Here is a 10,219-nt window from a genome sequence, read left to right on the forward strand (position 1 = left end):
CCCAGACTGACCAACCCGACCGCAGGCGCCCTTCGTCCCGTCTTGGCGACCGAAGGGGGCCTTGGGTCGAGTGGGTCAGGCGGCTTTGGCGAGATTGTGGGCTACCGCGCCGAGGCGGGCCAGGCGGGCGTCGCCCAGCGGAGTCAGGCGGCCGCCCAGGCGGTTGGTGACGAAGCCGAGGGACATGCCGGTGGCCGGATCGGCGAAGGCGCCGGAACCGCCGAGGCCGAAGTGGCCGAAGGCGGAGATCGGATCGGCCTTCGACGGCTTCATCGGAACGGCGTGGTAACCGAGCGCCCACGGAACACGCAGGGCGAGAACGTAATCCGGGGTGAAGACCTGGCGCCGGGTGATCTGCTCGATGGTTTCCGGGCGCAACAGCTGATATCCGTCGAGTTCGCCGCCGTTGGCGAGCGCGCCGTAGACGCGGGCGAGGGAGCGGGCGGAGAACACGCCGTTGAGGCCGGGCATCACCGAATCATGCAGGCGCGGATCGGAAACCAGATCGGCGAAACCCGCCGGGGTGGTGTCCATGGCGGCCGAGAACCGGGTGCGGCCGAGCAGCCGGGAGCTGTTCTCCCAGCTCATGCCCGCGACCGTCAGCCGGGGGAAGTTGGTCGCGATGCGATGGCGCTCGCTATCCGGCATCCGGAACCAGAGTTCTTCGGCGGCAAGCGGTTCGGCGATCTCGGTGCGCAGCACCTCGGTGAACTCGGTGCCGGTGATCTGCCGTACCAGCTCGGCGACCAAGTGCCCGAAGGTGATTCCGTGATAGCCGCTGGTGACCAGGTGTCGCGGATCCGGCGCCGCCGCGGCCAGTGCCGCCGTGACCGCCGCGTCATCGAAGAATCGGTCGTACGGGCCGGGCAGCAGCCCGCGCAGCCGATGCAAACCCGCTCGGTGGCTGAGCAATTCGCGCACGGTGATGCGCTCCTTGCCCGCGGCACCGAACTCGGGCCAGTAGGTCGCGACGGGCTCGTCGTACGCGACGCGGTCGCGCTCGGCGAGCCGGTGCAGCACCGTGCTCGCCACACCCTTGCCGGTCGAATACGCCATGGCCACGGTGTCGCGTTCCCATCGCACCTCCGGCCGCGCGTACCCGGCCCAGACGTCCACCACCGGTTCGCCGTGCAGGTAGACCGCGAGCGCCCCGCCGCCGTCGCTGGGTCGCCGGAAGAGCCGGTCGAACTCGGCGACCAGGGTCGCGAACCGGCGATCTACGAACTGTGCTGCCGAAACCGTCATCGGAAACTCTCTGTCGTTACGTGTCCGAACAGAATTACACGGACGTCACATGCCGGGGTCAATGCCCTCCCACGGGACCGGTCGGTTCTGTCCGAAGACGTTTCCTGAGCGTCACACAGCTGATCGAAATCGCAACACGCCTGGCCTAGCGTGTTTCGCATGCCCCCGAGACGACGTTCGGCGCTGCTCGCGAGATTGGTTGTCGACGCACCCGGCCGACCGCAAGTGATCCTCGGCGAACTGCGCCGGGTGATCCTGGACGGCGCGGTGCCGCCACTCACCGTCATCCCGCTGCGCGAGGTGGCCGAGCTGTTCGGGGTGAGCCACATCCCGGTCCGCGAGGCGCTCAAGACGCTGATCGGGGAGAGCCTGGTCACCCACGAACCGCACGGCGACTACACGGTGGCCCAGCTCACCGCCGCCGAACTGCGTGAGATGTACATCGTGCGGGAGACCCTGGAGAACGCCTCACTGGCCGCGGCCGCATTGCACGCGAACGCCGCCGACCGTGCGGCGCTGATCGAGGTGAACGCGCTGTTGGAACAGGCGATCCGCGACGACGATCCGGCCGCCTATCACCGCGAATCCCGTAATCTCCATCTCGCGCTGACCAAGCCGTCGCGGATGTTCCGGCTGCTGCACATGCTGGAGTCGGCGTGGAACGTCACCGAGCCGGTGCAGTCGATGGTGCACATCAGCCGGGGCGACCGGGTGCGACTGCACACCGATCACGCGCTGATGTTGGATGCCTTCCTCGCCCGCGACGTCGATCGCCTGCTGCTCATCGCCGAACGCCATCACCGCAGGCTGGAAACTGTCATCGCGACGCTGCCGACGGACACCGGCCTGCTCGCGCCGGAAGATATATCTGCCGCGCAATAGCCGGGAAATAACGGCGCAATGGGCGGGCAATGCTCAATCCTTACCGTCGTTTCGATCACAGTTTCACCTCCCGGATGGGAAAAACATGACCGAGACCATCGCGGCACCGAGCGTCGCAGCACCGACTGTTGTCGCAGTTCCCGACACCGCAGCGCCGTATAAGCCCGGCTACGACCCACGGCTCACCAATGCGGACCTCGCGCCGCTGACCAAGCAGAGCTGGGGCTCCTACAACATTTTCGCCTTCTGGATGTCGGACGTGCACAGCGTCGGCGGTTACGTCACCGCGGGCAGCCTGTTCGCGCTCGGCCTGGCCAGCTGGCAGGTGCTCGCGGCCTTGCTGATCGGCATCACCATCGTCTACTTCTTCTGCAACCTGGTCGCCAAGCCGAGCCAGGTGACCGGCGTGCCGTATCCGGTCATGTGCCGCAGCGCCTTCGGGGTGATCGGTGCGAACATTCCCGCCATCATCCGCGGTTTGATCGCGGTGGCCTGGTACGGGATCCAGACCTTCCTGGCCTCGGCGGCGCTGGATGTGGTTCTGGTCAAGCTCTTTCCGGGCCTGGCGCCGTACGCGGTGGTCGATGACTATGGCTTCCTGGGGCTTTCGCTGCTCGGGTGGGGGAGTTACCTGGCGCTGTGGGTGGTCCAGGCGTGCGTGTTCTGGCGCGGCATGGAATCCATCCGTAAGTTCATCGACTTCTGCGGGCCCGCGGTCTACGTGGTGATGTTCCTGCTCTGTGGGTACCTGATCGCCGAAGCGGGTTGGGGCGCCATCGATCTGAACCTCGGCGACGTGAAGTACACGGGCTGGGACTCGCTGCCGGTGATGCTCGGCGCCATCGCGCTGGTGGTGTCCTACTTCTCCGGGCCGATGCTGAACTTCGGCGACTTCTCCCGCTACGGAAAGACTTTCGCCGCTGTTCGCCGTGGCAACCTGCTCGGTCTCCCGGTCAACTTCCTGCTGTTCTCGCTGCTCGTGGTGATTACCGCCTCGCTGACGGTGCCGGTGTACGGCGAGCTGATCACCGACCCGGTGGCTACCGTTGCGCGGATCGACAGCACCTTCGCGATCGTATTGGGCGCCTTGACCTTTACCGTCGCCACTGTCGGCATCAACATCGTCGCGAACTTCATCTCGCCCGCCTTCGACTTCTCGCACGTGAATCCGCAGCGGATCAGCTGGCGCGCGGGCGGCATGATCGCCGCGGTCGGCTCAGTGTTGATCACCCCGTGGAACCTGTACAACAACCCCGAGGTCATCCACTACACCCTCGAGGTGCTCGGCGCGTTCATCGGCCCGCTGTTCGGCGTGCTCATCGCCGACTACTACCTGGTGCGTAAGCAGCACGTGGTGGTGGACGACCTGTTCACCATGTCGATGACCGGAAGCTATTGGTATAGCAAGGGATACAACCCGGCGGCGGTCATCGCCACCGCGATCGGCGCCGTTGTCGCGGTGATCCCGGTGCTGGCCAAGGACATCACCGGCATGTACACCGCCGCGCAGTACAGCTGGTTCATCGGCTGTGGTCTCGGCTTCGCCGTCTACTACGTCCTCGCCACCCGAACGAGGTTGGCGGTGAAGGGAGTACCTGCCTGATGCGGATCCGTGTGGTCAACCCGAACACGACCCGGGCGATGACCGACACGATCGAGCAGTGTGCCAAGGCCGTCGCGGGTCCTGGCACACTGCTCGACGCGGTGACCGCCGAGATGGGGCCCGCGTCGATCGAGAGTCACTACGACGAAGCACTCAGCGTCCCAGGGATTCTCGCGGCCATCCGGCGCGGCGAGGAGGAGAGTGTCGACGGTTATGTGATCGCGTGCTTCGGCGATCCCGGCTTGGACGCCGCGCGCGAGCTGGCGAGCGGGCCGGTGATCGGCATTGCCGAGGCGGCGATGCAGGCGGCCGGTCATCTCGGTCGCGGGTTCAGCGTCGTCACGACGTTGAGCCGAACCATCGGACGAGCCGGTGATCTAGTGGAACGCTATGGGCGGCAACGGTTCTGCCTCGGCATCCATGCCTGTGAGCTACCGGTACTCGCGCTGGATACGGACCCGGACGCCCGTAAGATCGTCACCGAGGCCTGCCGGGAAGCCGTGGACGTCGACGGTTCCGACGCCATCGTGCTCGGCTGCGCGGGTATGGCGGATCTGTGTGCGCATATTCGCGACGAGATCGGGGTGCCGGTGATCGATGGGGTCGCCGCTGCGACGCTGATCGTGCAATCGCTGGTCACGCTCGGCCTGCGCAAGTCCGGTAGGGGAGAGTTCGCCACACCGCCGGCCAAGCCGTACACCGGCCTGCTGCGTAGCTTCGGCCGCCCGCGCCACTCGTGACTTCCCGCACCAGCACTGGTTTCAAAAGTGGTGCGGCGGTGCTGGTTAGGCGGCGACGGCGGTCTGGAGGGCGCGCAGGATGCGGTCCGGGTCGTCGACATCGACGACGATCCGGGTGAAGGGGGCGCCTGCCAGCTCGAAGCGCAGTGCGCGTCCGTCGAATCTGGTGTCCCAGAACTCTTTACGGCCCTTGCCTCGGAATGTGCCCGCCGCGATCACCCCGGGGAAGAAGGTGCCCGGCGCACGCACCCACGGCGGGCGCCGATCGACCTCGGCCCTGGTGACCGCGGTGATGTTCGCCAGGTCGAAGCTGATGTGCTCACGCAGGGCGAGTACCTGATGCCCACCGACCACCTGGATCGTCACGGTCGTACCCGTGACCTCGATTTCGACCATCGCACACCTCACTTCGCGGACAACTCCAACGCATCCCACAATGCAAGGCCGACCTGGTCATAGCCTGTGCCGTTCCTATGATTTCTCTCAGGGTTTAGCACATTGTCTTACTTAGATATGCGCATTTATGGATGTTCCCCATTGGACCAATCCAGGCTCGGTCCCGAGTGTGTCGGACTAGAACCACACGGACGGTATGGGAGTCTCACCGTGCTCGGATCCACCCGTTTCTGCAGGTCCACCGCCCGCGAGAAGAGGTTGTCGATGCTCGGGAAGATCGCCACCAGCGCTGTCGTAGCCACGGCATTGCTCGCCCCGTTCGATATTCCCGTCGCTTCCGCGCTGCCGCCCGCGGGCAGCTGCGCGAACGGCGACTTCCGCTGGACGGCGGCGGACGGCGCGATCGATATGACACCGCACGTGCTCACCTTCACCTCCGTCGGCGTGCTCCGCGACTGCACCGGCGGGCCCGATGGCATCACCGGCGGCACCTTCACCGGCACCCACATCGCGACGTCGGACTGCATGCGTCCGGCGGACGGCCCGATCACCGTCGACGTGCTCTGGTCGAACGGCGAGACGAGCAGATTATGGGGGCCATGGCCGGTGACCATGCAGCAGCCGACGATCGGCACCCTGGACGTTGTCGACGGGCTCGGTCAGGGCAGCAAGGTCCGGATCACCGCCGACTACGAGATGACGCCCGCGATGGTCGGCGGCTGCCTCGGTCCAGGAGTGCGCACCGGTGTCGGACGGCTCAGCGCTGCCACGTTTCAGTGAGCGCCCGCTCGGCGAGCTCGAGCACGCCGGCCAGCCACGGTGTGTAGGCCGCCGGATCGGCGGCCATCGCGTCGCGCAGTGCGCCGAGCTCGATCCAGGCGTAGTCGGCGACCTCGGCCGGGTCGGGACGCGGCACACCCGCGGTGAGCTCGCCGAGCAGCACGTGGTCCCATTCGAACTCGACGCGGCCGGTCGACGGGTCCTCGGCGCGGTAGCGATAAACGCCGACCTCGGTGAACGAGGCGGTGAGGCCCATCTCCTCGGCCAGGCGTACCGCGGCGGCCGCCGCGACGGGTTCACCGGGCGCGGGGTGGCCGCAGCAGGTGTTGGCCCACTGCGACGGAAAGCGCGTCTTCACCGCGGCCCGCCGCTGCAGCAGCACCCGCCCCGCGTCGTCGAACAGCAGCACCGAGAACGCGCGATGTAGCCGCCCGGGCGCCTGATGTGCCTGCGATACCGGGCAGGTACCGATCGCGTGCCCCGCGTCATCGACGAGCTCGACGGGCAGGGCCTCGCGGTCGGTAGTCGCCTGGGCGTAGGTCTCGGTCACCTGCCCACCTTATCTGCGGCGATCAGCAGGTATTGGAAACTGCCCTCCTGATAGGCGGTCAGGAACGGCCGCTCGACACCCGTCGCGAGCTCGGATTTCGTGCGCAGCTCCCAGTAGGGGATGGTGGCGGCGGTGAGGTCGATCACGTCGATCGGGACCAGGTTGTGCTCGGCCATGGCGCGGAAGTATTCGCTGCGCGGATGGATCATGCAGCCGTAGTGCGCGTCGATCCAGCTGACCGAGGACGAGCGGCCACCGGTGACGTCGTTGGAGCAGCCGGTGATGCACACGTAGCGGCCGCCGGGCTCGAGCAGCCGGGAGAATTCGTGGAACAGGTCGGACAGGTCGACGTACATGGTGGTCTCGTTGGTCCAGATGCCGCGCATCGACCACGGCTCGAAGCCGGTCTCCAGCATGTTCCGGAAATGGAACCGCACCTGGTCGGCCACCCCGCGCTTGGTGGCCTGCTCGTTGGCGAAGCGGACCTGGTACTCGGAGATGGTGACGCCGTCGACTTGGCAGCCGAATCGCTGATTTGCCATGAAACTGGTTCCGCCACGGCCGGATCCGCCGTCCATCAGGCGCTGGTCCGGGTGCACCGTGCCGAGGTGGTCGAGGAGCAGCCTGGCCTGCGCGGTCTCCAAGCGGTGCAGTTCCTTGACGATTCGGTCCTGCCGGGTGTCCTCGGGCCCGCTCAGCACCGAGAGATCGGGTGCGCCGATGCCGTAGTGGTGGTGGTAAAGACCGTCCACCTCACCGAGTTTCGTGTTGACCCGGTCGTCGTTGGGGTTGTTGTTCCAGTACGCGGCAACGGATTTCTGGTAGCTGGTCTGCAGCACGGCGTCGGTGTCGGGATTGAGAATGGTCATGACAATGCACCCTCTCTCGTTGCAGCACGGTCTATTGCCTGGCGGTGTCACAGCTTTCGAGGTGTAGCTACGCGTCGGAGTAGCGCTTGCTGTCGGCGTGCCAGGCGCGGCTGCCGCCAAGCCAGGCCCAGACGCCGGTGAGATGTCGCCGTAGTTCGGCGGATCCGAAGGCGGCGAGCGGCGCCGCTTCCAGCTCGAACCGGTGCATCAGTTCGTCGTGCAGTTCGGCCGTGCGCAGCACCGCTTCGCGCCGGGTGCAGCCTTCTTCGGCGACCAGAACCGTCGGGAGGTTGAATTCTCTGCCGTCGGAGCGATCTTCGCGGGCCATCGAGTAGAGGTCGTTCACCAGCTGGCTGGCGAGGGCGGCCGTGGTGATCACCCGGCGCACCCTGGGATCGGTGTATTCAGCGGCCTGAAGTTCGTAGCCACCGACCACATCGATGGGCGCCATGCACGGTAGGAAGCTGTGCGGCTGCCGGTTGGCGAGGTACTCCCAGGCCTGCGGCTTTCGGCCGGCCTGCCGCCAGCCCGCTTCGGCGCCGAGCGCGATGAACCAGCCCGCGATCTCCGTGCGCAGCCGGGCCACCTGTGCGGGGGTGGCGTACTCGGCCACGTGCGCGAAGCCGCTGCGGAACGCGCGCAGGATCGGGTCCGCTTCCATCGCTTGTTCGAGGCGTGCGGCGTAGCGGGCGGGCAGATGGACGGGATCTATTGCGGCAGCGGCCAGTTCGAGCCTCGGGCCGAGTTCGGCCTCGGCGCTCGACGGTGTGCCGTCCGGTGCGGTGTCGTCGGCATCGGCGTCACAGTAGTAGTCGTCGATCGCCCACTCGGTGACCGCGCATTTCGCCGCGGCGAGCAGCCGGTCCGGGTCGTCGCAGTCGGGGTGCGCGAGCATGATCAACCGGCCGAAGTCGGCGTCTCGCAGATCGTCCGTCTTGCCCTCGTAGAGGCCGATCGAGCTGGCCCAGGCGAGGATTCGCTCGTTGACGGTGGCGGCGAGCGCCGGGTCGTCGCGCATCGGTGGCGGGCAGTAGAGCGTGGGAATCGAGGTATCGGTGCTGCCGTGGCGGGTCGATGCGGTGCCCAATCCGGTTGGGCCGGTGGGGATGCGGCGTTCGACCTGGGTGGTCGGCTGGTCGGGCCGCACAGGTGCTGTCACCGTTGCCGCGTCCGTCGGCGTGGCACTTTGCTCGACGATGGCAGGGACCGGGGTGGCGGCCGTCACGCGCGGTGGGGCCGATGCTGTCGTCGAAATAACCGGCGGGACAACCGTTCCCGCCGTGACTTCAGGTGGCGTGAGCAGCAGCGTCGCGGTGCCGAGTCCGGTCGGGCCGAGAATCCGCTTCCGCTCCGGGGCGGGAGTCTCAGGCGCTTGCGTCGTGGGTGCTGCGTGCCCGCTCGGCGCGGGTGTCCCGAGTGCTTGCGCCGTGGGTATTTCGGCCGCTTGCGCCATAGGGATTGCGTGCCCGGCCGCCGTGGGTATCGCGGGCCTGTCCATCGCGGGTGCTCCGTGTCTCCCCGGTACAGGTGCCTCGGGCCCGGCCAGCGGGGGTGCTCCTGGCCGATCCGGCACAGGTGCCCCGGTCCCGTCTGGTGGGGATAAATCGGTGTGCGCCAACGCTATTGGTGCGCCGCCACCGAGGTCTGATAGCAGTGCGGCGACGGCGGTGGCGACCTCGTGCGTAGCGGGCAACGCCAGGGTGCGCGAAAGCATCGACATGGCTCATTCCCCCATCAGTCCGTTTGCCGAGCGACCAGGACATTGTCGAGCGAGCCGAGTGCGTCCGGCACCAGCACGGCGGCCGAGTAATAGCAGCTGACCAGGTAAGAAATGATCGACTGGTCGTCGATACCCTTGAAGCGGACATTGAGGCTCGGCTCGTACTCGTCCGGAATGCCGGTCTGGTGCAGGCCGACCACACCCTGATCCTGCTCGCCGGTGCGCATGGCGAGGATCGAGGTGGTCTGGGTCGGACTGACCGCGAGCTTGCCGCACGGGAAGATCGGCACGCCGCGCCAGGCGGGCACCCGGTGGCCGTCGACGTCGACGGGATCCGGATACAGGCCGCGCCTGCTGCATTCGCGCCCGAACGCGGCGATCGCTTTCGGGTGTGCCAGAAAGAGTTTGGTGCTGCGCCGCATGCTGAGCAGCTCGTCCATGTCGTCGGGGGTTGGTGGGCCGGACGCGGTCGAGATGCGCTGCTTCAGGTCGCAGTTGTGCAGCAGCCCGAACTCGGGACTGTTGACCAGATCGTGCTCGCGCCGCTCGTAGAGTGCCTCGACGGTGAGGCGCAGTTGCTGCTGGACCTGGTCCATCGGGTCGTTGAACAGATCGGCGACGCGGGTGTGCACCCGGAGCACGCTCTGCGCCAGGCTGAGCTCGTACTCGCGTGGCGCTGCGTCGTAGTCGACGAACGTTCCGGTCAGCAGCGGCTCCCCGACGTGGCCGGAGGCGATCTCGATGGCGGCCTCGCCCTTGGTGTTCTGCGGGTGGGCCGGCGCCTCGGCCATTCTGGTCAGTTGCTCACGTAGCCGCGGAGCGTTGCCGAGCAGGTCGTGCAGGGCTTGGCGGGGGAGTACCAGCAGGGTTGTCCTGGTGACGGTTTTGACGGTGACCGGCCAGCTCGCGTGCGGATCAGTGAGGATCTGGTCGCCGAAGTAATTGCCGCCCGCGAGAATACCGAGCATGGTGTGTTCGTTGTATTCGCCGGAACCGTTCTTGCTCAGCTTGCCGTGCACGACCAGGACGACCTGATGCATCGGATTACCGAATTCGGCGACTATGCTGCCCGGCGCCAGATCGTGTTGCTGGAATCGTTGCGCGAGGGCGTGCAACACCTCCTCGTCGTCGAAGTCGCGCAATGCGGGCAGCTCACGTAATTCCGACGGAATGACCCTGGCCTGCGGGCCGTCCACGTCGAATTCGACCTCGCCGTTGCCGACGGTGTGCGTGAGCCGTCGGTTCACTCGGTACACACCGCCTTTGACCTGTGTCCACGGCAGCATCCGGGTGAGCCAGCGGGAGCTGATGCCCTGCATCTGTGGTTCGGATTTGGTGGTGTGCGTGAGCTTGGCCGCGGCGCTGGTGCTGAGGCTTTTGCGTACGTTGTTTTCCGTATGGACCGGCATCTCGATGGTCATGCGTTGTCCTCAC

The 10,219-nt window shown here is 66.8% G+C and carries 10 protein-coding genes; 4 read left to right on the forward strand and 6 right to left on the reverse strand.

Annotated features, from left to right (window positions below; genetic code table 11):
• Positions 1 to 75: 75 nt before the first annotated feature.
• Positions 76 to 1,245: a serine hydrolase domain-containing protein gene (locus ACIA8C_RS37405; protein WP_397143179.1), complete on the reverse strand. Its 1,170-nt coding sequence runs from the start codon at positions 1,243 to 1,245 to the stop codon at positions 76 to 78.
• A 159-nt stretch (positions 1,246 to 1,404) separates the two neighbouring features.
• Here ACIA8C_RS37405 and ACIA8C_RS37410 point away from each other — a divergent pair, with 159 nt between their 5' ends.
• From ACIA8C_RS37410 to ACIA8C_RS37420, 3 genes are all read left to right on the forward strand, one after another.
• The gene (locus ACIA8C_RS37410) at positions 1,405 to 2,127 is read left to right on the forward strand and encodes a GntR family transcriptional regulator (protein ID WP_397143181.1); all 723 of its coding nucleotides are present in this window, start codon (positions 1,405 to 1,407) and stop codon (positions 2,125 to 2,127) included.
• Positions 2,128 to 2,212: 85 nt separating this feature from the next.
• On the forward strand, positions 2,213 to 3,730 hold the full coding sequence (locus tag ACIA8C_RS37415; RefSeq protein ID WP_397143183.1) for an NCS1 family nucleobase:cation symporter-1: 1,518 nt from the start codon (positions 2,213 to 2,215) through the stop codon (positions 3,728 to 3,730).
• Positions 3,730 to 4,470: an aspartate/glutamate racemase family protein gene (locus ACIA8C_RS37420; protein WP_397143185.1), complete on the forward strand. Its 741-nt coding sequence runs from the start codon at positions 3,730 to 3,732 to the stop codon at positions 4,468 to 4,470. The genes ACIA8C_RS37415 and ACIA8C_RS37420 overlap by 1 nt, the downstream gene beginning before the upstream one ends.
• 45 nt (positions 4,471 to 4,515) lie before the next feature.
• Here the strand turns inward: ACIA8C_RS37420 and ACIA8C_RS37425 are convergent, their stop codons facing one another.
• Positions 4,516 to 4,866 (reverse strand): hypothetical protein, encoded by a 351-nt coding sequence (locus ACIA8C_RS37425; protein WP_397143187.1) that lies wholly within the window; start codon positions 4,864 to 4,866, stop codon positions 4,516 to 4,518.
• A 264-nt stretch (positions 4,867 to 5,130) separates the two neighbouring features.
• Here ACIA8C_RS37425 and ACIA8C_RS37430 point away from each other — a divergent pair, with 264 nt between their 5' ends.
• Positions 5,131 to 5,646, forward strand: a complete 516-nt coding sequence (locus ACIA8C_RS37430) for a hypothetical protein (RefSeq protein ID WP_397143189.1) — start codon at positions 5,131 to 5,133, stop codon at positions 5,644 to 5,646.
• On the opposite strand, the gene idi is transcribed toward ACIA8C_RS37430, so the two are convergent.
• The 4 genes from idi to ACIA8C_RS37450 all read right to left on the reverse strand — a co-directional run bounded on the left by idi (position 5,624) and on the right by ACIA8C_RS37450 (position 10,206).
• Complete coding sequence (gene idi, locus ACIA8C_RS37435; RefSeq protein WP_397143191.1) at positions 5,624 to 6,196, reverse strand: isopentenyl-diphosphate Delta-isomerase; 573 nt, start codon at positions 6,194 to 6,196, stop codon at positions 5,624 to 5,626. The two genes, ACIA8C_RS37430 and idi, sit on opposite strands and share 23 nt — an antisense overlap.
• Positions 6,193 to 7,065 carry a geranyl diphosphate 2-C-methyltransferase gene (locus ACIA8C_RS37440; RefSeq protein ID WP_397143193.1) on the reverse strand — a complete coding sequence of 291 codons (873 nt, stop codon included), beginning with the start codon at positions 7,063 to 7,065 and terminating at the stop codon, positions 6,193 to 6,195. The genes idi and ACIA8C_RS37440 overlap by 4 nt, the downstream gene beginning before the upstream one ends.
• Before the next feature lie 67 nt (positions 7,066 to 7,132).
• Positions 7,133 to 8,290 (reverse strand): family 2 encapsulin nanocompartment cargo protein terpene cyclase, encoded by a 1,158-nt coding sequence (locus ACIA8C_RS37445; RefSeq protein WP_397143236.1) that lies wholly within the window; start codon positions 8,288 to 8,290, stop codon positions 7,133 to 7,135.
• 509 nt (positions 8,291 to 8,799) lie between these two features.
• Complete coding sequence (locus ACIA8C_RS37450; RefSeq protein ID WP_397143195.1) at positions 8,800 to 10,206, reverse strand: family 2B encapsulin nanocompartment shell protein; 1,407 nt, start codon at positions 10,204 to 10,206, stop codon at positions 8,800 to 8,802.
• Positions 10,207 to 10,219 lie beyond the last annotated feature (13 nt).

Source organism: Nocardia sp. NPDC051321 (genome assembly GCF_044455225.1).
Lineage (GTDB): Bacteria > Actinomycetota > Actinomycetes > Mycobacteriales > Mycobacteriaceae > Nocardia.

What these genes read in the sequence shown, in the direction of transcription:
- ACIA8C_RS37420 (WP_397143185.1), top strand. Translation starts at nt 3,730, where the DNA reads ATGCGGATCCGTGTGGTCAACCCGAACACGACCCGGGCGATGACCGAC.
- ACIA8C_RS37440 (WP_397143193.1), bottom strand. Translation starts at nt 7,065, where the DNA reads ATGACCATTCTCAATCCCGACACCGACGCCGTGCTGCAGACCAGCTAC.
- ACIA8C_RS37405 (WP_397143179.1), bottom strand. Translation starts at nt 1,245, where the DNA reads ATGACGGTTTCGGCAGCACAGTTCGTAGATCGCCGGTTCGCGACCCTG.
- ACIA8C_RS37415 (WP_397143183.1), top strand. Translation starts at nt 2,213, where the DNA reads ATGACCGAGACCATCGCGGCACCGAGCGTCGCAGCACCGACTGTTGTC.
- ACIA8C_RS37430 (WP_397143189.1), top strand. Translation starts at nt 5,131, where the DNA reads ATGCTCGGGAAGATCGCCACCAGCGCTGTCGTAGCCACGGCATTGCTC.
- ACIA8C_RS37425 (WP_397143187.1), bottom strand. Translation starts at nt 4,866, where the DNA reads ATGGTCGAAATCGAGGTCACGGGTACGACCGTGACGATCCAGGTGGTC.
- ACIA8C_RS37410 (WP_397143181.1), top strand. Translation starts at nt 1,405, where the DNA reads ATGCCCCCGAGACGACGTTCGGCGCTGCTCGCGAGATTGGTTGTCGAC.
- ACIA8C_RS37450 (WP_397143195.1), bottom strand. Translation starts at nt 10,206, where the DNA reads ATGACCATCGAGATGCCGGTCCATACGGAAAACAACGTACGCAAAAGC.